Source organism: Rothia nasimurium, assembly GCF_928381705.1.
In the GTDB taxonomy this organism is placed as follows: Bacteria; Actinomycetota; Actinomycetes; order Actinomycetales; family Micrococcaceae; genus Rothia; species Rothia nasimurium_G.
In genome coordinates this window covers 1-26,115 of sequence record NZ_CAKMSR010000018.1, presented here as the reverse complement: position 1 = coordinate 26,115, position 26,115 = coordinate 1, and the positions used below count along the sequence as shown (strand labels likewise).

Below are 26,115 nucleotides of genomic sequence, written 5' to 3'. Positions count from 1 at the left end.
GGTTGATGGTGCTTTAGTGGTCTTATAATTGTCGGAACTAAAGCCAGTACATATCAGACTCCGCAGGAGGTGGTTGATGGTGCTTTAGTGGTCTTATAATTGTCGGAACTAAAGCCAGTACATATCAGTGCAAAATATGTAGGGCTAGCACGTTGTATGGTATGACCTGCAGGTTAGAAAGAAAAAGGGTTCTATGAGCTGGGAAGATGTTACTACTCCCTTAGTCGCGTGTATTTTCCTGGTTTTAGCACCAGGCTTTATCGTGGCAGTGGGGGCTCGTCAAAGAGGCGTACACGCTCTAGGGCTCGCGGCTCCGTTATCTATAGGTGTTCTTTCTATAGCTTCGATAGCTGCCCCCGTTATGGGTCTTTCATGGTCTTATGGGGTGGTTTTTGGTGTTTCTTTCCTTCTTGCCCTCTTGTTCTGGGTTTTTACTACATTCTGGCCTAGCATCGGCAAATGGTTCTACGGTGGAACCGCTCAGATGCGTAGTCGAGTTGACAACGTTACTCCTCAGAAGTGGTGGGCATCTGGCGACCAGTGGTGGTATATCTCAGCTGCTATCGGCATATGGCTTGTCATGGCAACCATGATGAGTGCGATTCGTAACCCAGAGTGGATTGGTCAGTCCTTCGACGAGATCTTCCATTTGAACCTGGTGCGTTATTTTGTGGATACTGGCAACGCATCACCGTTGGGAGCTACAGAGGTAACATCTGGCGGTGAACCTGGATCTTTTTACCCTGCTGTATGGCATGCTCTTGCAGCACTGGTATATCAAGCGACAGATAACACGACTATACCTATAGCTGTAAACGTTACGGCAGTTGTGGTGGGATCAGTTGTATGGCCGCTGTCCATGATGTACTTGGCCTACACCACAGTTTCTCTGAATCGATTGGCCATTCTGACTGTTGGAATTTTTTCTGCTTCCTTGTCAGCTTTCCCTTTGCTTCTTGTACATTGGGGTATCCTTTATCCCAACAGTTTAGGTATTTCTTTAATTCCAGTTGGAATTGCTCTGACCGCTCAAGTTTTCCGTGTCTCTTATAAGTTCTATGTGAATATCTCTCAAGGGCTTGCCCTGGGGGCATTGGTGGTTTTGGGGATGGCGGTAGCTCACCCCAGCGCCATGATGTCGATGCTGGTTATGGTCGCACCTATTGTTGTAGCTCGTATGGCTCTACAAGTAAAAACTACTATCGAGGGATCCCTCTCCCCGCTGATGGGTGGGCTTCAGGTTACTGGTCTTGCCGGCTTACTTTTAGTTATCTGGATTTTATGGGGCGTTATCAGGCCTGCTCCTTATCTTGATTGGCCACCCACAGCAAGTAGTGCGCAAGCAGTGGGAGAATTTCTAACAAATGGCGTTATGGGGATGAACGCTTATTGGTTGACCAGCGCTTTCATGCTCCTTGGTGTTTTCTTCGTGGCGAGAAGTCGTAACCGTGCTCTGTGGATTGTTGGATCATGGTTGGTGGTGGCCTACTTCTATGTGGTGGGAAGATACCTGCCGTACGAAGAAGGCAGAAACGCCATTACAGGTGTCTGGTACAACGACGTATATAGAATTGCTGCGCTGACGCCTATTATGGCAAGTCTACTGGCTGCTCTTGGTATTCATTATGTCTCTGACTATATGGTGAAAAAAATCAATGGACTTAGTGTGAAAATATCTACTCCGAGTAGATCTATAAAACAGGTGGGCGGTCTATTTCTTACTGTTCTAGTTGCATTCCAACTAGGGCATGGCACACAGACTGCAAAGCCCTACACCGATTATGTAGAAACTGTAGCTAAATACTACGATCCATTCCTAAACCCCTGGCGTATTAGTCCGGATGAACTTCAGGTGCTGGACTATGTCGAAGAAAATGTTCCCAGTGACAACACTATTGTGGTTGATCCTGGTACAGGTGGGGCTTATGCTTACGCTATTGCCGACCGAAAGGTAACGGCTGCCCACATATTCAGAAATGAAAGTGACAACCAGCATTTGTTGAACCTTTACTTTGATGATGTGGCAGATCACCCTGAGGTCTGTGAAGCTGTGCGTGAAGAGAATGCTTACTACGCCCTTGACTTTGGAGAGGTTGCGAGTGACAGCCAAATTACTGGTATCGACAATTTATCAAATCAGCCCGGATACACAGAGGTCTATAGGGTCGGTGATGCAGCCTTGTATCGAATTGATATATGTGACTAGGCTCTTACGGCACTGCGCGGCAGACCTTTTTGAGCGCTAGACTGCTAGACTGAGGTGATTCTTCAGTATGGCGGTAATAGCTAAGTAAGTAGGTACAGGAGCTCAGCCCTTCAATGAATGAAAACATGTCGGCGGTGCCAGACCCTAGTGTACTGGTGATTATGCCCGCCTGGAATGAGGAAGAGGCAATCGGAGCGACGATTGCTGATCTTCGGGCTAAGGCTCCTTGGGTTGACCTGGTCGTCATTAATGACGGCTCTACAGATAGTACGGCCCAGGTGGCCCGCCAGGCCGGTGCTTTCGTCATTGACCTGCCCTACAACATGGGGGTTGGTGCTGCCATGCGAACCGGGTACCGGTATGCCCGCCGTATGGACTACGACATTGCTATGCAAATGGATTCGGACGGCCAGCACCCACCTGAGTTTATCGACACCCTCATTGAAGGTCTGAACCGGGCCGATATCGTTATCGGATCCCGCTTTGCAGCCTCTGATACCTACAAGGTACGAGGCCCCCGTAAATGGGCAATGGGCCTGCTCTCCTTCCTCTTCACCCGTATCTCGGGTGAGAAATTTACCGATGTCACCAGCGGCTTCCGTGCGGTAAACCGCCGGGGCATTCAGCAGTACTGTGAATTTTTCCCTGCTGAGTATCTAGGGGATACCATCGACTCAACCGTGATGGCTATTCGTTCTGGCTGCAAAGTCATTCAGGTGCCGGTGGAAATGCGGGAACGGCAGGGCGGCACTCCCTCATCAGGGCCCCTAAAATCAGCTATCTACCTGGTGCGATCCTTTTTCGCCTTCGGTATCTCCATGACGCGTAAGAAAACAGCCGGGGAGGGCTAAACATGCCGTCAAATGTCTTTTTTCTGATCCTGTCGGTTCTCATCTTCGTTATGGTCTTCGCCCAGGTGCGCAACCAGAAGATGAAGGAAAAGTACGCTGCCCTGTGGTTGCTAGTGTCTGCAGCTATTATTGTGCTGGCTCTCTTCCCCCACCTGCTGAGCACACTTGCTGACCTGACAGGCGTCATTGTGCCAGTCAACCTGCTTTTCATGCTGGCAATTATTATGCTTATCGGTATTTGCCTGCACCTGACTCTAGATCTCTCACGGCTGGGGGAAGATACCAGAACCTTGGCTGAAGAAGTGGCGATGCTCAGAGCCCAGCTAGAGCAGGGAAATGCTGAGCACCCCCGCCACCCCGTGCCTACTGAAAGCCGTCCAGAAGAAGAGGGCAAATAGAGACTATGAATATCGCCTTCGTTATCAATAACTACCCCCCTAAAGTGGGTGGCCTTGAACAGCATGTTTCTGCCCTATCAGCCGAGCTGCACAGGCTAGGGCATAAGGTCACTATCGTGACCCTCTCAGATACACCCGGTGTGAGCTTTGAAAACGGTATCAAGGTTTATCGGCTCAAGGAATACCTCACCGTCGACGGCATCCTCGGTTTCCCATCTCTAGTGGGTCTTACCCGCCTCGCTAAGGTGCTGAAGCGCGAGAATATCGATGTCATCTCGATTCATACCCGCTTCTTTAGCATGAGCTGGTTTGGGGTTGCCTTAGGCCGAATGATGAAGATTCCCGTAGTCCATACCGAGCACGGTTCGGGCTTTGTGGTCTCGGAGAAGGCTGTTATTCGCCTAGCAAGTCAGCTGGTAGACCGTACATTGGGTGTGCTGACACTCCGTGCAGCTTCTAAGGTTTTGGGTGTTTCTCAGCCCTCCTGTGATTTTGTTAAAAAGCTTTCAGGTGTAGATGCGGAGGTTTTTTATAACGTTTCTCCCTTGCCTATGGCTGCCCCTGAAGATGTTGTCTTCCAGCGGAAAAAGCTTGTCTTTTTAGCCCGTGTAGTTGAGGTGAAGGGTTGGCGGGCTTTTCTCGAAACTGTTCAGCAACTCCATGCAGAAGATGCTGAGATTACCGGTGTAGTGCTGGGTGCTGGGGCTGATTTAGAGAAGGCTAAAGCGTATGCCGCTGAGCTGGGTATTTCTGACGCAGTAGATTTCAAGGGCTTTGTTGATCACGCAACTGTAGCTCGTGAGCTTCGCGGGGCGACCCTAGTCAATCCCACCGTGGCGGCCGAAGGGTTCCAAACCACCATCATCGATGCTTACGTTTCACAGGCAGCAATCGTCACCTACGATGTGTCGAGCGCCCGGGTGCTTAAGGACGCCGGGGTGCGGGTTCACATTGTCGGGCAGCAGGGCGTACCCCAGTTGGTAGCAGCCGTACGTGCTGAGCTCGCGCAGGGCCCCCAGGCGTACCCTGTAGAAGACCTCCAGCGGTGGGGTTGGGCTAGCCAGGGTAAGACCTATGAGCAGGTTTTGCGTACATTCACTAACGGGGCAGGAGCTTAGAAATGACATCTTTGCCTGAGCTATCTGTTGTTATACGAAGTGGGGCTTTGAATAAGTGGCTTGAAAGCACGGTACATTCGGTGCTGGCTAGCTACGATGTTGATCTCGAAGTAATTCTGGTGCTTAACGGCCCTACGATTACTCTTGACTCCGAAGGCCGCGCCACCGACGAAAAAGCCTACCCCTGGCTCGTAGACCCGCGCCTGACCGTCCTGCGCTTTGATCGGTATATTGGTGTCAGTAACGCGATGCGGGCAGGCTGCGATGCCGCCCAAGCAGCTTTTATCGCCAATGTTGACGGGGACGACCTCATCACTCCTACAAAGTTCCGCCGTCAGTTAGACTATCTAGCCGCCCACCCTGAATGTGTTCTTGTGGGTACTGGGGGAGACCTCATTGACGAAAATGGCCGAGTAACGGGTGAACTCAAAGCTCCAACCGGTGACGATGTTCGGCGTAGCATGTTGCTGTTCAACCCTATCCCGCATTCATCGGTGGTGTTCCGGGCTGCAGCCTACCACCAGGCAAAAGAGTACCGCCAGGATCTCACTCAGTTCGAAGACTATGACCTCTTCCTGCGTTTGGCAGCGCTGGGGCCTGTAGCGATGTTGCAGGGGAACGAAATCCAGTACCGAGTGCACACTACCAATATCAGTAAGGGAGCGGGAGCTCGCGGCGATCACATCGAGGCAGTTACCAGTGGCCGCCGCCAGCTCGCGAAGACTCTTGGCGTTCCCGCCGTCCTGGCATTACCCCCGCACTTGCTGTGGCGCAGCGTCCAGTTTGTGCGGGCGTCCGGGCTTATCCGCCCCCTGCACGAGTACTTCACCTACTTCAAACGTTCTTAAAACATCGAGGGGCAGCTCAGCTGCCCCTCACGTTGTATGCACTGTTAGATGGCTGGTGCGGACGTCTGTGTTCGGCTCAGTACCTCCATGCCGGCAAGGTGCGCTGCCGCACCGATGACCGGGCTAGCCATCAAGGCCACAATGGTTTTAGTTTCAAGATCTAACGGTAGCAGCAGACAGCCAAAAGCAACCACAACGGTAACTACCCAGCCTGCAAGGTAGATGCGGTGGGCGCCCATCGCCAGGGCCGCCGTGCCTGACAGCGTTGTCACCGCTAGAAGGGCCGCAGCAAAAGTGAGAGCCGCAAGGAAAGCACCGTCGAGCTGCCCGGCATACTTCTCGTAGATTTCATCGAAAAGCCAGGGACCCAGCAGATAAGCTGCTCCGGCTCCTACCGCCCCCAGAGCTAGCAAAGCCCCTACAGGTTTAAGCAGGGCAGCGGTAGGGCGCTGGGCATGGGCCAGGAAATAAGACACCGCGACACCCTGAAAAGCTTGCAGGGGCATCATGATGGGCGCGCGAGTGATGGAGATGCCCAAAATAATCGCGGCCAGAAGTGCATCGGACTCTGTTTCTGCCTTCGAACTTGTTGCTTCCAAGAAGATAGGAAAGCCCGTAGACATAGCAGCCATAGCTACCGCGGTCCCCACAGCTAAAAGCATGCTCCGGTATGCCGCGCCTGGGCGTCCTACCAGACGCAAACGAGTCGCTGAGCGTACCCGGGGTGAGAAAGCCACAAAAATGAGCCAGAGGAAGGCCGTTGCCAAGAAAGAGAGCTGAAAGGCAAGCAGGCCGCCCCCAACCACAGATACAAGCAGGGTACACAGGAAACAGAAAATACCGCCGGTTGAAATCAACAGGGCATATTCTGTCCAGGAACGGGTGCCAGCCATCGCCCCAATGCAGTAGACGTGGCAGGCATATACAGCCGTCACCAGGGTAATCAGAAGTACTGTTCTCCAGTCCCCTGCTGGTAGAACGGTGCCGAGCCACACCGGTGTAAGAGCTGCAAAAATGAGAGCACAGGTGAGACCCACCCAGGTCGCTACCACGAGCGGGTTGTAGGTTCTCTGACGGGGGACAGAAGCAGAATTACCCTTGCTTAAATGATGAGAGCCGATGAGGCGCGCTGACTCTTGTTGAACCCCCAACAAAGTTGCGAACACCAAAGAAGTAAGAGACCAAAAAACCAAAAAATCTTTGTTGTCTTCGACCGTTAAAGATCGGGCAGCTAGCCAGGTCACCAAGAAAGTAGTACCCGCGCTAATAATGGATGAAGCCGTAATAAAAAGCGACTGGCCGCGACTAATCACAGCTTCGGTATGTTCTTCGCTCACGGAATCTCTATCTTCTATGCCGATAAGGAAAGTATCTCTAGCTTATCCGTCTTGCCACTCCAGAAGGCGTTCTAGGGTATGCCGTATGATGGTTTTGTGCCACACTCCTCACATCATTCACCCGCTGCCCCTGTGCTCTCAATCGTCGTGCCCGCGTATAACGAAAGCGCGGGAATTCAAACGTTTCACGAGACACTTCTACTCCCAGCACTAGCTGCTGTTACGGAGCGTCTTGCTGAGCGCTCCATGGGGGCTGACCCCTACGAGATTATCTATGTGAACGATGGAAGCACAGATAATACCCTTGAAAAGCTTCAGGAGCTTGCCCAGGGGAGCACTACGACAAGAGTAGTTAATCTGTCGCGGAACTTTGGTAAAGAAATCGCTACAACGGCAGGTATCGAAGTTGCCCTCGGGCAGGCCGTCCTTATTATGGACGCGGACGGCCAACACCCACCTGCCTATATCAGTGATTTTCTATCCCGTTGGGAAGCTGGCGCCCAGGTTGTGGTGGGTGTGCGCTCGAACGATGCTGGTGGCTTCTTCAAGACCCAAGGGTCAAGGTTCTTTTACCGAATCCTCAACTCAATTTCGGAGAGTCAGACGGTACCCCGGTCTACAGACTTCAGACTGCTAGATCGAGTTGTTGTAGACGAGTTTCTTCGCTTTAGCGAACGAAATCGCATAACTCGAGGCCTCATAGACTGGCTGGGCTTTAAACGCGATTACATAGAGTTTGAAGCTCCTGACCGTCTGGCAGGCGAAGCTACCTACAGCATGCGTAAGCTAGTGGGGCTTGCCCTCAACAGTTTCACCACGATGAGTATTAAGCCTCTTTTTGCTTTCGGCTATCTGGGGCTCTTTATCACCCTGCTAGCTCTTGTCGCGGGGTTGACGATTATTGTGCAACAGTTCCTGATGGGGGATCCCCTTGGCTGGGACATCACCGGTTCCGCCATGGTCGGAATACTCGTAGCCTTCCTCGTTGGCGTGCTTTTGGTAGCGCAAGGGATATTGGCTATCTACCTATCTCACATTTATGTCCAGGCCCAGGGGCGCCCCCTCTACGTTATTGACCGCACCTCATCACGAAACCTTATTGGCTAGTCCATGCTAGATTTCCTACAACGCAATAAAACCCTGGTCCGCTATATTCTTGTGGGCGGAACCGGTGTGCTGTTTGAACTCGCCGTGATCTTTGTGGCAGTTAAGGTTTTTTCTGCCAGCGACGCCGCTGCCGTTACTGCCAGCTACTGGCTAGGTGTAGCTTTCTCTTTCCTGCTTCAAAAGTTCTTTGCTTTTGAAAATAAGGACGTCCGGGTCAAGTCTGTGGGGTATCAGACGGTCTCCTTTGGTGTACTTCTCGCAGTCAATTACATTTTCACTCTTGTCTTCGTACACTTCACGGCGGCCTTCTTGGGTGTCTACCTAGCGCGCATGGTGGCTCTTGTCATTACCACCGGGTGGAACTTCTTTGCCTACAAGTTCATTATCTTTAGGAAGACTGGCAATGCGTAAAACTCTCATTTCTCAGCAGACCGAGCCTATGCGCCGAAACTTTCTGCCCATTGTGACTCTTGCCGTTCTCGCTGCCCTGGTTGCCGGTACTTTCCTTTATTTCGCGGCCCGTGCCAGTATCATTGCGGACGATTTTAGCTACTTCAACGTCTACGCTCACCAGGGGAACCCTTTTACCTACGTCGTAGACCACTACCTCACCCATAATGGGCGTATCGGGCAGGCCTCCCTCTTCGCCTTCACCTACGCTCTTCTAGGTCAAAGCGCTATACAACTCGTCCCTGCTCTCATGTTCCTTACCCTCGTAGCTGCAGTGGCATACATAATGAGGCGTTTGGTAAGTTTTGAGCAGTCGCCCATAGTTGTTTCGCACAGCTTAGCTACCCTTATTGTTGCCGGTGGACTTGTGCTTTCACCCAGTATGTTTGACTCCTACCTGTGGCTAACATCGAGTACTGTCTACCTGGGCGGGCTTACCTTTACCGCTCTGACCTTTTGCCTAGCTTTCTTTCTTGCAGAACGAAAAATCACAGTCCGAGGGGCTCTTGCCCTGGCCCTAGCTGCAACCTGGGCAGGTATGTTCACGGAGCCGCTGACTATCTGCACCGGCATCGCTGGTTTCCTTCTGCTGGTCGCCGGCCTTCTTAGGCGCGAAGTAACTTTACGTCTCGTAGGAGGGGCTCTCTGGCTGGGGTCCCTTCTGGGCTTTGCCCTCATCTATTTCTCACCTGGAACTATGGCTCGCAGGGAATATTATGGGACAGAAATATCTCTCACTGGAATCCTCAAAAATCTACCCTCCGACCTCTCCCTCTTCTTCGGGCACTCCTCTGACTGGGGATATCTGCTCATTGCTATCTCGGCACTTTCCCTCTACGCCCTGAGCGCTCCTACCTGGAGGGCGTCCCTGCACCCCCTACGGCTCATGGGGCTGGCTTTAGCAATCTTTACTATCTACTTCCTTGCCCACACCGTTATTGCAAAAACAGGTAGCCCCACCATCGCCCTGCGCACCTTCACCAACCCTGCGTTCGCTATGGCTATCACTAGCCTGCTAGGTCTTCTTGCCCTAGTGCGCCTCGTAAGCCCTCACAAAGCTAAAGTTCCTGCCCTGCTGGGGGCTGGCGTCCTCGCGCTTCTTACGCTCTTGCCTGCTACTTCCTACACTGCCACCACCGCTGCGGCCCTCAATCTGCGCGCAGAGCACCTGGAACTTCGTGGCGAATCTATTGCCCAACAGCGTGCTGAGAAGGGCGCCAATGAACCTATCGAGTTTGTCCCCGTGCGTATTGCACTCGTTAGTGAGGCTGTAGATCTTCAGCCTGCAGGGGCCCCTCAAATCGAGTGGGTCATCAATGCAATCAGTACCTGGTACGGAGTCGACGATGTTAGCCGGGTAGTAGTTATTCCCGAGCCTGCCGATTACTGCCTTCCCGCTAGTCATCTTGTGAAAGCAGACCTTACCTGCCCCGCCTTGTAAGCTCTCGGAGACCTAACCGGTGCCTGTGGTAGACTGCCCAAGTTGCCCAGCCATCGGGTAGCAACCGCACCACAGAGAAGCAGCATAGATGAACCGAACTCGCCACAGACACAAGCCCTTGGGCAGCTTCATTGAGCAACCCAAATTCAGGCCAGAAGTGCAAGGCCTCCGGTCCCTGGCAGTCCTTCTCGTGGTTATGTACCACGTCTGGTTCGGTAAAGTGTCTGGCGGTGTCGATGTCTTCCTCTTCATCTCAGCCTTCCTGCTCTCGCTGTCGTCCTTACGTAAGATTCAGGACGGCAAGCCCCTCAAGGTCGTCAGCTACTGGCTCCACGTCTTCCAGCGCCTACTGCCGGCGGCTGCAACCGTCATCCTGGCTACCCTGGTCGCCGCCTATTTCGTCATTGCTCCCTCACGCTGGGCATCCCTTTTAGCTGACGCCAAAGCAGCGCTCTTCTACTTCCTCAACTGGCGGCTAGCCTTCAACTCGGTGGACTACTACGCCCAAGACGCCACTCTCAAAACCCCCTTCCAGCATTTCTGGTCTCTCTCCATGCAGGGCCAAATCTTTATTCTCTGGCCCCTGCTGTTTGCTTTCGTGGCCTTTCTTGTGGGTTATCTGCGTCTGAAGGTTCTCCCCACCGCCCTATTTGTTTTTGGTACGGTCTTCGTTACCTCTCTTACCTTCTCCATTATCGAGACCTCTACCAACCAGTCCTTTGCCTACTTCGACACCCGCACCCGCCTCTGGGAGTTCGCAGCCGGCACCCTGCTCGCCATGCTCGTACTAGCCTGGCGAGTGCCGTCCTGGTTGAAGGTACCCATGGGTTGGGTGGGCGTTATCGGCCTTGTCACCTGCGGTTGGCTCCTGCCTGTTGAGCGTGCCTTCCCCGGTTACTTGGCCCTCTGGCCCCTGCTATCGGGTGCTTTCGTCATCGCAGCGGGTCAAACTGGCTCCCGCCTGGGCGTAGACCGCCTTCTCTCAGCTAAACCTCTACAGAAGATGGGGGCAATCTCCTACTGCCTCTACCTGGTGCACTGGCCCATTCTCATCCTGTACACCACCGCTATTGGGGAGCCTAAAGCGGGTTGGCTTGACGGAACCCTGGTTATTCTCTCCTCTATCGCGGTAGCGTGGCTCCTGCACAACCTTGTTGAAAAGCCTCTACGAGCCTGGGAAAAGAAACCCAGCCGCCACGCCCTGCGCCACGCAAAGCGTAGCGAGACTCCGTGGAGCCGTAAAAAGCAGGACGGCCGGGGTGCTTGGGTGCGTCCGGTGGCCATCATCGCTACTTGCCTGGCTCTTATCGGCGGGAGTATATCTGCTGGGCAGGCTTGGATGCGGTACCAACAGAATCGCGCAGAAGAACTTGCCCTTCTAGCCGGTACTGACGCCTACCCCGGTGCCCTAGCAGCTGGCGGTACCCAGCGATACCGCGATATGCCCATCCCCCAGGGAGACATCGTAAGCCAGTTTGATAACCTCAGCGAATCTTGTGCCGCTTATAACGCCACAGTCAACACCAGCCTTGCTGAGTATTGCACCACCGACCACTGGGGTGGCTCAGATGCCCCTCTCACCATTGTGGTAGGTGACTCTCACGCCGAACAGGCTATATCGATGTACCGCCCTATCGCTGAAGCTAGCGGGCAGAACATGATGGCCTTCCTTATGGGCGGTTGCAAATTCCCCACTCAGCCCGAGGGATGGGTGGAGTGTGCAGACTTCAACCGCGATGTTACCCAGGAGATTCTTGACCTTAAACCCGCCAACGTCGTCCTCATGGGCACCGCAGCTAGCGCCACCGACACCAATGAAACGATTATTAACGGGTTAGAAAATACTGTTGAGAAATTTACGGATGCTGGTATCAACGTCATCGTCTTACGAGATAACCCCCGTTACGACTACAACATGTACGTGTGCGGCCAGGTCAACCTGCGCAATCTTTCCAACTGCTCTGTGCCTGCGAGCGAGAAGCTAGCACCTGTTAACCCGTCACTGGCCCTGGCAGAATTTAACCCCCGCGTCTACACCGTAGACCTAACCGAGCAAATCTGCCCCAACGGTATTTGCCGGCCGTTGGAAGGCAACGTCTTCATTTATATTGACGACAACCACATCTCAAAGGCGTATGGTTCCACCATGGCGGTAGAGATGGAAAGCCAGCTCCTTACCCAGGGCTGGGACCCCTCAGCCGTCAACCCCACAGGCTAGCAACCACCATACGGAATACGGGTGCCCCGGCTTTGACCAGCCGGGGCACCCGCGCATACGCTCAGGGTACTACCGTACGCACACACGCCGGGCAGGGCTAGCCGAGCCGGGCGTCCGCACCCCTGCAGGAAAACTATGACCGCACCCGCAACCCCGCACAAACGCCCGCGCAAGGCCGCCCTGGCCTCCTGGATCGGTTCAGCGCTGGAATACTACGACTTCGCGGTCTTCGGTACAGCCGCGGCCCTGGTGCTCAACCGCATCTTCTTCCCCGAAGACTCGGATGCCGCTGGAATCCTCAAATCCATGATGGTGCTGGGCGTCGCCTATGTAGTTCGCCCCTTTGGCGCCATGCTGATGGGCCCGCTGGGCGACAGGTTCGGACGCCGCTTCGTGCTCATGCTGACCCTCTTCATGATGGGCGGGGCCACCTTCGCCATCGGCTGCCTGCCCACCTACGACCAGGTGGGGCTGCTTGCCCCCGCCCTGCTGGTGCTCTGCCGGGTCTTCCAGGGGCTATCGGCGTCGGGTGAGCAGGCGTCCGCTATCTCAATGTCGCTGGAACACGCCCACGACCACCAGCGGGCCTTCACCACCTCCTGGACCCTGCACGGCACCCAGTTCGGTTCCCTGCTAGCAACGGCGGTATTCCTGCCCTTTGCGGCCCTGCCCGAAGAAGACCTGCTCAGCTGGGGTTGGCGCGTGCCTTTCTGGCTTTCGGCCTTCGTGCTGGTAGCTGCCTGGCTGATTCGCCGTCGTCTTGAAGAAGCTCCCTCCTTTGTTGAAACCCAGGCCCAGCAGGTGATTGACCCGGCCCGCCGTAAGGCGCCGCTGGCTCTTGTCTTCACCCGCCACAAGCGGGCGGTGGCGGTGGTGGCCCTGTGCGCCATGGTCAATACCGTGAACACGGTCTTCACAACCTTCTCAATCTCTTTCGCCACCAAGGGTCACGGAATTGATTCGGGCATTATGCTCTGGGTTCCTATTGCCTCTAACGGCCTGAGCCTGCTCGCTATCCCGCTCTGGGCTATGGTCGCTGACCGAATCGGCCGCAAACCTATCTTTGCTACCGGCGCCCTGGTCGCTGGTGGGCTCATGTTCCCCTACCTGCACGCCATCACAAGCGGCAACATTGTTCTCGTGTTCGTGTCTGGTGTGCTCATGCACGGTGCCTTCTACTCCATGGCCAACGGCATCTGGCCGTCCTTCTACGCTGAAATGTTCCCCACTCGGGTGCGGGTGACCGGCCTGGCCCTGGGCACCCAGATTGGTTTTGCCCTGTCGGGTGGTATCGCTCCTGCAGCAGCTACCGCGCTTGCCGGGGACGACTTTGCCAACTGGGTGGGCCCTGCCGCCTTCACCCTGGGTATGGCGGCTCTGGCCTGCCTGTGTGCGCTGACCGCTCGTGAGACCGGAAAGCTGACCCTGGCTGAGGTTGACCGGGTGCAGGACCACTAGATTTTCTCGCAAGAGATAAGGACGCCCGCCCCACCGTTCGTAGGTGGGGCGGGCGCCCTGGTTTTAGGTGCTAGTCGGTAGAAGAGCCAGCGTTTGCTGGGTGCTGCCGATACCTGCCGCGGGTCTAGCGGGCGAGCTTGGCCTCGATGGCCTTGCGGAGGGCCTGTGCTCCTTCGACCCAGGCGTCGAAGTCGCCGTTACCCTCAATGTCGGGCAGGGCGCCAGCTTCGAGACGGGCTGCGCGGAAGGCGCGGGCGATATCGTTGACCGAAGCCCCGTGCTTCTTCTTCATTTCGTACACGAAGGTGATACCTGCGTGGTTGATCATACGGTTGGCTGCGCGGGTCGCGATGATTTCGCTGCGCAGGGGGTGCTCGTCGAAGTAGGAGCCAAACTTCTCGGTAGCGGGAGTCGGGAAGTAGTCAGCCAGGACGTCGCTGAGGTCGAGGTCGGGCTCGTCGGCGTAGCCGCTGTCAACGAGCGCTGCGGTGAGGTCGATCTTTGCGTAGGCGGTGAGTACCGAGAGTTCGGGGCTGGTGAGGGGGACGTGGGCTTCGGCCCGGTCTGCTAGTTCGGCATCTGAGGGGAGTAGCTCAACCTCGCGGTCCAGGTGTACGGTCTCGGTCAGGTAGTCCATGAACTCGCCCGCAATGTCGTTGGTGTTGAAAGCTTCGGTGCGCTCTGCCTGCAAGAGTACGTTCTGCTCCAGGTTGGAGCGCAGCACGCGGCGGCCTACTTCTTCGACCTGCTCAGCGATGAAGTTGGCGCGGTCGCCCTCCTTGAACTGGCCCGCTTCGATAGCGCGGCCCATGAGGATCTTGAGGTTGACTTCGCGGTCGGAGGTTTCAACACCGGCTGAGTTGTCGATGGCGTCGGTGTTGACCAGGATGCCTCCGGCCGCAGCCTCGATGCGGGCCCGCTGGGTCAGGCCCAGGTTGCCGCCTTCGGAGATGACGCGGACGCGCAGCTCGGGGGCGGTGATGCGGAGCTTGTCGTTGCTGGAGTCGCCGACCTGGGCGTCGGTTTCTTCAGTGGAGCGGACGTAGGTGCCGGTGCCGCCAGTATAGAGCAGATCAACGGGAGCCTTGAGGATGGCGACGATGAGCTCGTCGGCGGTTAGGGTTTCGGCTGAGGTTTCCAGGCCGAGGGCTTCGCGCATCTGGTCGGTGACGGGGATTTCCTTGTCCTTGCGGGAGTAGACGCCGCCGCCGGCTGAGATGAGGTCGCGGTTGTAGTCGGTCCAGTAGGCGCGGGGGAGGTCGAACAGGCGCTTGCGCTCTGCGAAGGAGACTGCTGTGTCGGGGTTGGGGTCGATGAAGATGTGGCGGGAGTCGAAGGCGCCAATCAGGCGAATGTGCTCTGAGAGCAGGGCACCGTTGCCGAAGACGTCGCCAGCCATGCCACCGATACCGACCATGGTGAAGTCTTCAGCCTGGGAGTCGTGGCCGAGGGAGGCGAAGTGGCGCTTGACGGATTCCCAGGCGCCTCGAGCGGTAATGCCCATTTCCTTGTGGTCAAAGCCGACGGAGCCGCCGGAGGCGAAGGCGTCGCCCAGCCAGAAGCCGTTAGCGATAGAGATAGCGTTAGCGGTGTCAGAGAAGGTTGCGGTACCCTTATCGGCTGCAACGACCAGGTAGTGGTCGTTCTCGTCGAGGGCTACGACCTTTTCGGGGCGGACAATCTGCTGTTCACCCTGCTCGTCGGTGACGAGGTTGTCGGTGACGTCCAGCAGGGACTGGATGAAGAGCTTGTAGGCAGCTACACCCATCTCGTTGTACTTGTCCTGCTCGGAGTCGCGGTCGGGCAGGTTCTTGGGCACAAAACCGCCCTTGGAACCGGTGGGGATAATGACGGCGTTCTTGGTCACCTGAGCCTTCACCAGGCCGAGCACCTCGGTGCGGAAGTCTTCGGGGCGGTCGGACCAGCGCAGGCCGCCGCGGGCAACCTTGCCAAAGCGCAGGTGTACGCCTTCGAGGGCCTCACCCTCGACAAAGATTTCAAAGAGGGGCTTGGGCAGGGGAGCGAAAGAGATATCGCGGGTGGAGATTTTCAGGGCGATAGTTTCTTTGCCCTGATAGGCATTGGTGCGCACGGTGGCCAGGACGACTTCAAGCAGCTGTGCAAAGAAATCTTGGGTTTCGCCGTCCAGCTTTTCGATATCGGCGCGGACGCCGTCAGCCGCTGCGCGCTGGGAGGCGCGGCGGCCGTCCGCATCCTTCTCGAGGGCGGGGTCGAAGCCGGTGCTGAAAATGTTGGCAATGCTATCGGCGATATCGGGGTTGTCAGAAAGAGCCTGGCTCATGAAATCCGCGGAGAAACTGGAGCCGAGCTGCAAGAGGTAACGGGAGTAGGCGTGCAGAACCTTTGAGGAGAGAGCTGAACTGGTAGAGGCTGACATCATCTGCCCTTCTAATCGGGGAGGGCACCCGGTGCCCTAGTGGAGATTCCAGCATAAAAGGACGAAGGGAGAGCTGGCGATACCATTTTTGCAATGTGAGACTGTATGTCTCGCATATGAAGAGCTGCTGGGTGCTGGCTGCCTCCTGGGTGTTGCGGTTCACTCCCCGCCGCCTTCCCGACTACTATGGAAATGGAACGCAAACACGCGTACCCAGATATCACAACGGAGTGACATCCGCCCAGCGAAAGGCAAACCCTTGCTCACGAACGATCGTTCAGCCCACTGGTCCGGTAGCGAAGACTGGATCAACGAATACTACCGTCACAGCTCAGCTGACGAACTCGAAGGTCTGAGTGACCAGCAGCTAACCAACCTTGCCCAGGCCCACCGTGCCCTGGCGGATCAGCGGGTAGCCGGTGAAGCCCTGATTTCAGTGAGTAACGATGACGCTGGCAGCACTCTCTTTATCGTTGTAGACGACACCAGCTTCCTGGTCTCATCTATCACCGCTCAGATTGCCGCAAACTGGGGCGGTATTTCAGGGCTCATCCACCCCACCTTTGTCGTAGAACGAGACTCAAACGGCCGCCTGACCAGCGTGACTGGCACCGGCTTTAAGCAGCCCGTAGCAAGCGGTGACACCGTCTCTATGCCCATTCTGCGTGATGCTGCCACCGGTAACATCGGTGCTGGGGCCACCATTGAGTCGTGGATTGCCGTCCGCCTCACCTCCCGCGTTGAAGGTGAAGACGTTGCTCGTCTTGAGCAGGAAATCCGCTCCATTCTGATCGACGTACGCCGCGCAGCCCGTGACAACGACGCCATGGCCGCCCGCACTCTCGATATTGCAGAAAAACTGGGCGAACTCACCGACGTTACCCTGGGCGGGGCTGCCCACTACACCGGCTCCATCAACTCCGACGCCGACCCTATGACCCGCATCGAATCGGTCCAGGAATTCTTGCGCTGGCTCACCCGCGGCAACTTCCTCTTCATGGGTATCAAGGAGCGCGACCTCTCAGGTCACTCAGGTGACCTGCTGCTGACCGACCGCGACGGTTCCGGCCTGGGTATTCTTGCTGATACCGGCGAAGGTGACCCCATCGTCCTCACCGGCCTGGGTCTTGAAAATGCCCGCGATCCCAAGCCCCTCTACATCACCAAGGCCAACTCGCGCTCCACCGTGCACCGCCACGAGTACCTGGACTACATCGGTGTGCGCGACTTTGACCGCTCCGGCAAGATTGTGGGCGAATACGTCATTCTGGGTCTCTTCTCCCGCCAGGCCTACTCCCTGCCCGCCGTCGAAACCCCCATCGTGCGTGAGCGCGTAGCTATTATGCGCCGCCACCTGGGCTACCAGCCGGGCTCCCACTCCGACAAGACCCTGGCCGGCATCATTGAGGACTACCCCCGCCTCGAACTTCTCCACGCCGACCTGCAGGAACTTACCGACACCTTCCGTGGCATCATGGGTCTGGAAGAGCGCCGCACCACCCGTCTCTTCCTGCGTCCGGACGCCTTTGGCCGCTTCGTCTCCGCCACCGTCTTCCTGCCGCGCGACCGCTACAACACCCATGTACGTCAGCGCCTTGAGGCTGTCTTCCACGAGTTCATCGATATTGAAAGCCTAGATTTCGAGGTCTACCTCTCCACCTCGTCCCTGGCTCGTATCTTCTTCCGTCTGCGCCTGACAACCCCTAACACCATTCCGGCCCTGGATGCCAAGGCGATTGAGCGCCGTCTGCAGGAAGCCACCCGCTCCTGGGGCGAGGCAACCGCCGCTGCCGTTGAGACAGCAGCCGCAGGCGAGGGTCTGAGTGCCGAGGACGGCCGCGCAGCCGCCTCAGCTTGGTCTGAGGCTGTGCCCATGACCTACCGCGCCGACTACGAGGTCGAAAACGCCGTTGAAGATATCACCATCTTCGAATCGCTCAGCGATGCTCAGCCGGCCGCTATCCGCATGGGTGAGCGCCAGGGCCGCACCCGCATTAAGACCTACCTGGCTAGCGCCCACACCCTCACCGAACTGTTACCCGTGATGCAGAACATGGGCCTGGTCGTTATCGACCAGAAGCCCTACGACATTACTCCGGCAGACGGCCGCAGCTTCTCCCTCTACGACTTCGGCGTTGAACTGCCCGAAGGTGTAGAAGCAGAGAAGGTTTCTGCCCTCTATGAGGACGCCCTGAACGCCTACCTGCTGGGCAAGCGCGAGTCCGACAGCCTCGACCGCCTGATTCTGGCAGAAGGTCTGACCTGGGAGCAGGTCCGCGTACTGCGCGCCTACACCCACTACCTGGTACAGCTGGGCCAGGTCTACTCGGCCGAGTTCATGTCTGACACCCTGCTGGCCTACCCCGCAGCTACCCGCCTGCTCGCCGACTACTTCGCAGCTACCTTCGACCCCGACGCTCAGTTCGCAAGCGACGAGCAGCGCGAGGACGCCCGTGAGCAGGTCTGGCGTGAACTGGGCGGCGTCCTTGATGCCATCCCCACCCTCGACGTGGACCGCTTCATGCGCTCCCTGGCCGCCGTCATGAAGGCGACTCTGCGCACCAACGCCTACCTGGACCGTCCGGCCCTGGCCCTCAAGGTGGCACCCGGCCAGATTGACTTTGCGCCCCTGCCCCGCCCGACCTTCGAAATCTTCGTTTATTCACCCCGCGTTGAGGGCGTGCACCTGCGCTTCGGCTCCGTTGCCCGCGGTGGCCTGCGCTGGTCTGACCGCCGCGAAGACTTCCGCACCGAGGTGCTCGGCCTGGTTAAGGCCCAGATGGTCAAGAACGCCGTCATTATCCCTACCGGCGCCAAGGGTGGCTTCTACCCCAAGCAGCTACCGAACCCGGCCCTAGACCGAGACGCCTGGATTACCGAAGGTCGCGAGTCCTACAAGGTCTTCATCGCCTCCCTGCTCGACGTCACCGACAACCTGGCTATCGAGGCTGACGGCAGCGAAACCGTCGTACACAACCCCCGCGTTATCGCCCGCGACGGCGACGACTACTACCTGGTTGTAGCCGCTGACAAGGGCACCGCATCCTTCTCAGACACCGCAAACGCCATCAGCGCAGACTACGGCTTCTGGCTGGGTGATGCCTTCGCCTCCGGCGGCTCCGTGGGCTACGACCACAAGGCTATGGGCATCACCGCCCGCGGCGCCTGGGAATCCGTCAAGCGCCACTTTGCTGAGCTAGGCATCGACTGCCAGACCGAAGAATTCACCGCCGTCGGCATCGGCGATATGAGCGGCGACGTCTTCGGTAACGGCCTCATGCGCTCCCGCGCCACCCGACTGGTTGCCGCCTTCGACCACCGCGACATCTTCCTCGACCCCAACCCCAACGCCGAGGTCGCCTTCGACGAGCGCGTACGCCTCTACAACCTGCCCCGCTCGTCCTGGCAGGACTACAACCCCGAGCTCATCTCAGCCGGTGGTGGCGTCTACTCGCGCGGCGCTAAGTCAATCCCGATCTCTGATCAGGTACGCGAAGTGCTAGGCCTAGACGAAGACGTCACCGAGATGGCCCCGCCCGAACTGCTCTCCGCCATCCTCAAGGCCCCCGTCGACCTGCTCTACAACGGTGGTATCGGTACCTACGTCAAGGGCTTCACCGAGACCCACGCTGCCGTAGGTGACAAGGCCAACGACGCCATCCGCGTCAACGGCCGCGACCTGCGCGCTCGCATCGTGGGCGAAGGTGGTAACCTGGGCTTCACCCAGCTGGGTCGTATCGAAGCTGCCCGCGCCGGCATCCTCATCAATACCGACGCCATCGATAACTCCGCCGGTGTAGAGACCTCAGACCGCGAGGTCAACATCAAGATCCTGGTAGACCGCCTGGTCACCGCCGGTGAACTCTCTGCCGAAGAACGCGCAGGCTTCATCGAAGCCCAGCGCGAGGACGTCGGCGCCCAGGTGCTGCGCACCAACGTTGAGCAGAACGTGCTGCTGCAGGCTGAGCACCACGGTGTGGTGCCCGGTGTTGAGGCCTACATCCGCCTGATTCACGACTTGGAAGAGAACGCCGGCCTCAACCGCGAGGTGGAATTCCTGCCCACCGACGAGGAAATCCGCGAACGCTACGAAGCCACCGGTGAAACCCTTAACGGGCCTGAGCTGGCCGTTCTCGCAGCCTATGTGAAGATTCACCTCACCGCAGAGCTCGAGAAGACTGACCTGGCAGACGACCCCTACCTGGCCCGTGTGCTTACCGAGTACTTCCCGCCCGCCCTGGTTGAACGCTTCGGCGAGCACCTAGAATCTCACCCCCTGCGCAAGCAGATTATCTGCACCCGCGTTGCCAATGAGATGGTTAATCTGGGTGGCATCACCCACGTCTTCCGCGCGGTGGAAGAAACCGGCGTGGGGGTAGACGCCCTGGCACGCGCCTTCTACGTTTCACGTGAAACATTTGGCATTGGCAACTCAGCGCGGTTGCATCGCGAGCTTCCTGCCTCTGTTCCTCTGGAAGGCTGGCAGGCTGTTATCAAGGACTGGCAGCGTGTGCTCGACCGCCTGGCCCGCTGGTTTGCGGCCGAACGTTCGGTGGTTGTGGGCACGCCCATCGCCGAGATGGTTGAGCGCTTCAAGCCCGTTGCAGAGCTCATTCCTTCACTCAAGGACTACTTCTCAGAAGATACTCGTGCCCGAGTTCGAGCCATGCGTGACCAGGCTGAAGAATGGGGCCTACCCGAGGAACTCATCGTCAACTGGATTCGTGAGTTCGAAGCCTTCGCCCTCATGGACGTGGTTCGCATTGCCGAAGCTCACGGCCTCTCCACCGAGCAGGTCGCCCGCGTCTACTACTCGGTTTACGACCGCTTCCAGGTGGACCTGCTGCTGACCACCATCTCCAAGCTGCCGCGTAACGACCGCTGGGAGACCCTGGCCCGATCGTCCCTGCGCGATGATCTCTACGAAATTGCCGCTTCTCTGGCTCTCAATGTGGTGCAGGAGACCGGTGAGGGGGTGGCTGCCGGAACTGAGGGCGGTGACGCCGCCCTGGCTCGCTGGGTAGAGAACCACCCCGTCCGTATGGGTCGTGTGGACTCCATGCTGGCTGAGATTCAGTACGCCGCCCCCGGTGCCGACGGCCGCCCCCGCCTGGCCGTCCTACAGGTAGCCCTGCGCACCCTGCGCGGCGCGGTCAGCTAGACCTCGGTTTATACACAGTAGCCCACGCCTTCTCTCTTGATTTCCAGTGGTTGAGTAGCAGGAAATTATAGAGGGAAGGAGTGGGCGTCTTCGCCTCAGCAGTGGTTCCTATAGTCATCTCCCTTAAGTAGGCAATATTCTGCCGTTTTGTGGAATGGTGGCCTAGAATTATAGATAAATTGAGTATATCGGCGATATTTTGCCGGTTGGGAGATGTTGTGGAGCTAGGAAAAGTTGTGCGTGCCTATCGTAAAAAACTCAAAATGTCACAGGAAGAGTTAGCTGCACTCAGTGGTATTTCTGAACGCACTCTACGTGATTTGGAGAAAGGGCGTTTGAGTGTTTCTTTAGAGAAAGCTGTAGCTGTTACCGATGTGCTGGGTCTGAAAATTCAGGTGATTGAGGCATGAACGAACTCAAAGCTGATGTGTACAAACAAGATACTCTTGCCGGGCACTTTTTCAGAACACCTCATACTACTGAGTTTCGTTATTCTGCTGATTATCTTGACTCTCATCACGCACCTGTAGCAACCACATTGCCGCTTACTGATGAACCCTTTGTGTATCAAGCTGGCGCATTACCTCCATTTTTCACAGGTCTTTTACCTGAGGGTCGCCGCCTGACGAGCTTGAGAAATGTGTTGAAGGTGTCGAAGGATGATGAGCTTTCTCTTCTACTAGCGGTGGGTGCTGATACCGTGGGGGATGTGAGGGTACTGCCACCCGGAGCTGTACCCGATAATGAGTATGCTGAACCTATAACGGAGTTTGACCCGACTCAGCTAGCATCGATTTCATTTGCTGATTTTTTCTCTGCCCAGGGATTATTGGACTACGCTGCCCTTCCGGGAGTTCAGGATAAAGTGTCGGGCAAGATGCTGACCATCCCCCTTCGTCACAACCACAATTTCTATCTGTTGAAGCTCACGCCTCCCGAATACCCATTACTCGTAGAAAATGAACATTTTTTCCTAGAGTACGCACGTCGGGTATCTTTTCGTAACGGTGTTGTTAGCTCTCACCTAGTGCGTGATATTACTGGTCGCTCGGGCCTTTTGATACAACGATTTGATCGAGGAATAGATGGAAATGGCCATCTGGCTCGCTATGCGGTAGAAGACGCTTGTCAGCTTCTTAATCTCTATCCTGCTGATAAATATGAAGTTACAGCCTTGCGGTTAGCACAGGCGGTGGTAGAGAAAACAAGCCAGCCTATTCTAGTGGCCCAGGAATTAGTGAGACAGTTTGCTTTTGCATGGCTTACTGGCAACGGCGATCTTCATGCAAAAAATATTTCCATTATCGAGTCTTCTGGAAAATATCGACTAGCGCCGGTATATGACGTTCCCTCAACTGCACCCTACGGCGACCAATCGATGGCACTTAAGCTACTTGGAAAAGAGCGAGGGCTTTCTGCAAAGACTTTTCTCGATTTTGGACAGGAACTTGGGGTGCGTCCTGCCGCAACCGCCCTCTTACTACGTAAGATGCTTCATGAAACAGAGGAGCTTGTTGAAGGGGCGACGGGTCTTCCTTTTGACTCTGCTCGCCGTAAGCAGCTAGTCAAAATTCTGAAGAACCGTCGCCTATCTCTATCGGCAGGGCTCTAAGCTGGCTTAACAGGCACCCAAACCTGCATCTGGAAATCGTCAGCTGACGGGTCACCCGGCCCATATGCCTCAAAGACCGGGCCGTTGGGCTTAAAACCTGACGCGGGTAGGAAGGTGCCCATCAGGTGGTCCACCCCGGCCATAGTACTCATGGGCACCGGGCCTTCAACGGTCGTCACCGCGAACTCACCGCCGTCCACCTTAAGGGCATTGAGGCCCAGAGCCTGCGCGGTTTCCAGGTTCTCCACCAGAATCCCCGCCATATAGTCGAACTCGCCGGCAGCGTTCATCCCCACAATCACACCCATCGAGTGGACCTCAGGCATGGTCACCCCCCGCGCCTCAGCATGGGCGGTGAGCTTCTTCCAAAGCTCGCCAATGCCGGCGCCCTGCTTCACGGTCTCGCGGAAGCCCGCAATAAAGAACTCATCCTTGTGCTCTACGCGCGCACCAATCATCGACTACTCCTTAGAAAAATGTGTGTCGGCTCTATTTTAGTCGCCACACCCGCAGCCACAGCCACACGAGGCCTGCTTCGCAGGCTGCCCTGATTCGGCAGAGGCCCCCTGCGACGCCGGTGCAGAATCGTGGCCCCCCATCAGGTTGACCCGGTGGCCAATGTCAGGGCCACCGGCAGGCTTAGGGGTCACCCCTGCCAGCACCGCAGCAAAGCCAGCCGGCTCAGCGGCAGGAACCGTCGCGGGGACGTCCGCACCACCGGTACCGCAGGCCGCCGCAGCGGCGTTAACCTTGGGCTGCTTGACCTCACCAAAGCGGGAGAAACGGCGGAGCTGCTCCGCGGTGGGGTACATGTACGAGACCTTGACCAGGCCCTCTACCAGCAAGATAGGCAGAACCTCGGCCCCGGCCATAGCGAGCTGGTCGGCTACCGGCTCGCAGTCGGTAAAAGCAGAAGGGTAGGAGTCGGTGGAGTAAACGGCAATATCAAGGCCCTCATCGAGCATCTCCTGCGCCGCTGTGAGGAAGGCTTCGCGCTGGGTGTCGCCGGGGTCGTCCGGGTTTTCGCCGGCTGCCGGAATGAAAACTTCAAGGGGGGTACTACCCAGGGTGTCTTGAGATGCGCGTGCCACTACTACTCCGTTCCTTGTTTGGTGTGCCCTACCAGCCTACGCCCGCTACCGCCCGCAGAAAAGGTCAGGCAGCACACCCCAGTCGGGGCGCACCGCCTGCCTTACCTTGTCAGCGCAGTATAGATGGGCTAGTCGCCGATAAAGAACTTGCGCAGGGCTGAACGCAGACTGCGGTCGTCCTGCTTCTGCTCGTTTTCTTCTGCGGGCTGCTGGGGCTCGGCCTGCGCGGACGCCAGCGACACCTTCTTAGCCCGGGCCGCAATGCTAGGCACGGCGTCGGTATCTGTGCTCTGGTATTCCTTGCGCTCTTCGGGGGTGCCGAAAGCGAGAGTGCCTATCGTGTTAGCGATATTTTTCTGCTCAGGTGAGGCCGGTACGCGGGCAACACCGGGATCAATGTCGCGGATATCCTGGGCTTTCTCCCCGGTAGTCACGGGAAGATCGTTGGGGAAGGCCGCAGCCGCGTAGGCGCTTGCCGCCCGGCTCAGGGGGCTGGAGGCAGCCTCGTCCTGCTCCTGCGCGGACGGTGCCGGTAGGGTCTCAGCCTCAGGCTCGTCGGTATCTGCCTCGGGGGTAGTGACCGACTCCGGTGTAGGCTCGTCTGCCCCCGGGGTGGTGAAGAGGCTGGAAGCGTTTTCCGAGGTTGTAGTGGATTTAATAACCACCGGCGCTGCGGGTGCAATCACTGGCTCAGAGCTATTGGCCGGGGTGGGGGTAGGCTCATCTGCCGGGGCGGGGGCTTCATTGTTTGCGACGGGTTCCTCGGCTGCGGCAGTCTCAGGCTCGGCTGCTGAGTCGGGGTCGATTTCAGCTAGAACCGCCCGGTAGCGGGCCTCGGTGGGGGTAAGCGTCCACCCCAGGAAGCCAGGTAGGGCTACTGGCTCAACGGTGCCCACCCAGGCGATAGTCTGCGCGAGAGCGGACGCCCCCGCTGTGGTCTTGGGGGCAACGGCCGCCGCCGGGGCGGGGGAGCCGCTGCCAGCGTCCTGACCTACCAGCTCGCCGGTCACAAAATCTGCCAACGAGAGCGCAACCTGAACCGGCACAGAAGCCTCACCGCGCCTGCGCGCGATAACCTGGCCCACGGTGCCCTGGGCGCCAGGTGCTAGGTCAATGGCGTAGAGATGGGTGGGGGAGCTGGCAATTTCAATCCACAGGGTGTGATTGAGGACGGCCTGGACGGTGCCGTCCGTCTTCTCGGGGGCCTTCCAGGGGGCTGAATCGAGGGTGGACGCCCCAAAATCAGCCTGCGGGGTGGAGGCGATAACGTTCTGCCCGGCGACTTCGGCAACCACACCGTTGCGTACTAGCGCCCGATAGAACTTGAGTTCAGGGGTGAAAGTGAAGCCGCGCTGCTTCTCTTCGGCTGCGACCTCGGCGGGGGAGTAGCCGGAGTTGTGCCCGCGGGCAAGCAGGGCAGAGCGCAGCTGCAGGCCGTTATTTGAGACGGACTGAGTGGGCGCGGACGGCTGAGGGGCCTCGTCCTGCTCTGTTGCTGGGGCCGCGGTGGGCATCTGCTTGACGATGGCCTGCCCGCCGGGGGAGGTGTTGATGCGTACCGTGTAGGAGCCCTTAAAGTGGCCTGCCTGCGCTAACTCAAAGGCTGCTACTGTTGCGGCCTGGGCGAAGTCAGCGGGTGCGCTTGTGCCCAGTGCGCCGGTGATGGTGGCGACGGGTGCTTCAACGGTTGTCCCGTGAACGGTGAAGCGAAAATCCAGGGGCTGCTGGTGCGAATTTGAGTACCACTGGGTGAGGTGGGAGAGAGCTAAAAGGTGCGGGGGGAGCTCGGAGTGCGAATCAAAACTCATGGTCTCTATTTTTGCATGATTCATAGGTTACTGGTTGGTAACTTACCGGGTGACGGCGGGCTATTCGCGGCAGGAGGGGTGTTCCTGCCCTCACCCGGCAGAGGGGGTAGCGGAGCGGACGCCGGTAGGCGGGGGCGTGCGGTGGTTAGTGGGCGGGGTGATGGGGATGGATGGGTGGGTTTTCTATCGCCGGATATGCCCTGACTAAAAAATGCAGTCATCTGACTCTGGAGTTCAAAAGAAGTAGCTCAGTAGACTTAAATAAGCAGTGTGATAAATGGTTTGATTTGACCCATAAAAATAGGCTAATAATTTACCTATATAGAAATTTTAGATATGTTGTTTCAGCTTGTCGCGCGGTGATTCTGGGGAGTTCGGGGCATTTTTTGATGTATATCTTTAATCACAAGAAAAATATCTGGTGGCCCTAAAAAGATGAATGTTAGTATAAGGCTCAGTGCAATCACTTTTAGAGGAAACTAAATATGAGGCTTATTCAAAAGTAGACACGCACCCCACACCCACCAACTAGACAACGGCCCCACCCGCAGCAAAAATATGAGCGTTAAATCTCTACAAATAACCTCAAGCCATACCGGACAAGACCGTTGCT

General features: G+C 57.1%; 18 protein-coding genes. 13 read left to right on the top strand and 5 right to left on the bottom strand.

The window, feature by feature from the left end:
- Window positions 1-193 precede the first annotated feature (193 nt).
- From L6762_RS11585 to L6762_RS11565, 5 genes are all read left to right on the top strand, one after another.
- Window positions 194-2,206, top strand: a complete 2,013-nt coding sequence (locus L6762_RS11585) for a DUF6541 family protein (protein ID WP_237187428.1) — start codon at window positions 194-196, stop codon at window positions 2,204-2,206.
- A 113-nt stretch (window positions 2,207-2,319) separates the two neighbouring features.
- Complete coding sequence (locus L6762_RS11580; RefSeq protein ID WP_237187427.1) at window positions 2,320-3,057, top strand: glycosyltransferase family 2 protein; 738 nt, start codon at window positions 2,320-2,322, stop codon at window positions 3,055-3,057.
- Window positions 3,058-3,059: 2 nt separating this feature from the next.
- Window positions 3,060-3,455 carry a DUF2304 domain-containing protein gene (locus L6762_RS11575; RefSeq protein ID WP_237187425.1) on the top strand — a complete coding sequence of 132 codons (396 nt, stop codon included), beginning with the start codon at window positions 3,060-3,062 and terminating at the stop codon, window positions 3,453-3,455.
- A gap of 5 nt (window positions 3,456-3,460) precedes the next feature.
- Window positions 3,461-4,573 carry a glycosyltransferase family 4 protein gene (locus tag L6762_RS11570; protein ID WP_237187424.1) on the top strand — a complete coding sequence of 371 codons (1,113 nt, stop codon included), beginning with the start codon at window positions 3,461-3,463 and terminating at the stop codon, window positions 4,571-4,573.
- A gap of 47 nt (window positions 4,574-4,620) precedes the next feature.
- Window positions 4,621-5,421, top strand: coding sequence for a glycosyltransferase (locus L6762_RS11565; RefSeq protein WP_237187423.1), 801 nt, complete (start codon window positions 4,621-4,623; stop codon window positions 5,419-5,421).
- A gap of 44 nt (window positions 5,422-5,465) precedes the next feature.
- Here the strand turns inward: L6762_RS11565 and L6762_RS11560 are convergent, their stop codons facing one another.
- Entirely contained in the window at window positions 5,466-6,758 is a 1,293-nt protein-coding gene (locus L6762_RS11560) for a hypothetical protein (RefSeq protein ID WP_237187422.1), read from the bottom strand.
- Window positions 6,759-6,854: 96 nt separating this feature from the next.
- Between L6762_RS11560 and L6762_RS11555 the strand changes: the two genes are divergently transcribed.
- From L6762_RS11555 to L6762_RS11535, 5 genes are all read left to right on the top strand, one after another.
- Window positions 6,855-7,865 (top strand): glycosyltransferase family 2 protein, encoded by a 1,011-nt coding sequence (locus L6762_RS11555; RefSeq protein ID WP_237187421.1) that lies wholly within the window; start codon window positions 6,855-6,857, stop codon window positions 7,863-7,865.
- 3 nt (window positions 7,866-7,868) lie between these two features.
- Window positions 7,869-8,276, top strand: coding sequence for a GtrA family protein (locus L6762_RS11550; RefSeq protein WP_237187420.1), 408 nt, complete (start codon window positions 7,869-7,871; stop codon window positions 8,274-8,276).
- Window positions 8,269-9,756, top strand: a complete 1,488-nt coding sequence (locus L6762_RS11545) for a DUF6056 family protein (RefSeq protein WP_237187419.1) — start codon at window positions 8,269-8,271, stop codon at window positions 9,754-9,756. Before L6762_RS11550 ends, L6762_RS11545 begins: the two co-directional genes overlap by 8 nt.
- An 88-nt stretch (window positions 9,757-9,844) precedes the next feature.
- The gene (locus L6762_RS11540) at window positions 9,845-11,974 is read left to right on the top strand and encodes an acyltransferase family protein (protein ID WP_272878713.1); all 2,130 of its coding nucleotides are present in this window, start codon (window positions 9,845-9,847) and stop codon (window positions 11,972-11,974) included.
- Window positions 11,975-12,109: 135 nt separating this feature from the next.
- Complete coding sequence (locus L6762_RS11535; protein WP_237187418.1) at window positions 12,110-13,432, top strand: MFS transporter; 1,323 nt, start codon at window positions 12,110-12,112, stop codon at window positions 13,430-13,432.
- Window positions 13,433-13,556: 124 nt separating this feature from the next.
- On the opposite strand, the gene L6762_RS11530 is transcribed toward L6762_RS11535, so the two are convergent.
- Entirely contained in the window at window positions 13,557-15,833 is a 2,277-nt protein-coding gene (locus tag L6762_RS11530) for an NAD-glutamate dehydrogenase domain-containing protein (protein ID WP_237187417.1), read from the bottom strand.
- 256 nt (window positions 15,834-16,089) lie between these two features.
- On the opposite strand from L6762_RS11530, the gene L6762_RS11525 reads away from it, so the two are divergent.
- The 3 genes from L6762_RS11525 (at window position 16,090) to L6762_RS11515 (ending at window position 22,603) form a co-directional block, all read left to right on the top strand.
- Entirely contained in the window at window positions 16,090-20,991 is a 4,902-nt protein-coding gene (locus L6762_RS11525; RefSeq protein WP_237187416.1) for an NAD-glutamate dehydrogenase, read from the top strand.
- A gap of 218 nt (window positions 20,992-21,209) precedes the next feature.
- Window positions 21,210-21,401 (top strand): helix-turn-helix transcriptional regulator, encoded by a 192-nt coding sequence (locus L6762_RS11520; protein WP_237187414.1) that lies wholly within the window; start codon window positions 21,210-21,212, stop codon window positions 21,399-21,401.
- Complete coding sequence (locus tag L6762_RS11515; RefSeq protein WP_237187412.1) at window positions 21,398-22,603, top strand: type II toxin-antitoxin system HipA family toxin; 1,206 nt, start codon at window positions 21,398-21,400, stop codon at window positions 22,601-22,603. Before L6762_RS11520 ends, L6762_RS11515 begins: the two co-directional genes overlap by 4 nt.
- On the opposite strand, the gene L6762_RS11510 is transcribed toward L6762_RS11515, so the two are convergent.
- From L6762_RS11510 to L6762_RS11500, 3 genes are all read right to left on the bottom strand, one after another.
- Window positions 22,600-23,061: a GyrI-like domain-containing protein gene (locus L6762_RS11510; RefSeq protein WP_237187411.1), complete on the bottom strand. Its 462-nt coding sequence runs from the start codon at window positions 23,059-23,061 to the stop codon at window positions 22,600-22,602. The two genes, L6762_RS11515 and L6762_RS11510, sit on opposite strands and share 4 nt — an antisense overlap.
- 36 nt (window positions 23,062-23,097) lie before the next feature.
- Window positions 23,098-23,694, bottom strand: coding sequence for an arsenic metallochaperone ArsD family protein (locus L6762_RS11505; protein ID WP_237187410.1), 597 nt, complete (start codon window positions 23,692-23,694; stop codon window positions 23,098-23,100).
- A gap of 128 nt (window positions 23,695-23,822) precedes the next feature.
- Window positions 23,823-25,502, bottom strand: a complete 1,680-nt coding sequence (locus L6762_RS11500; protein WP_237187409.1) for a hypothetical protein — start codon at window positions 25,500-25,502, stop codon at window positions 23,823-23,825.
- Window positions 25,503-26,115: the final 613 nt, after the last annotated feature.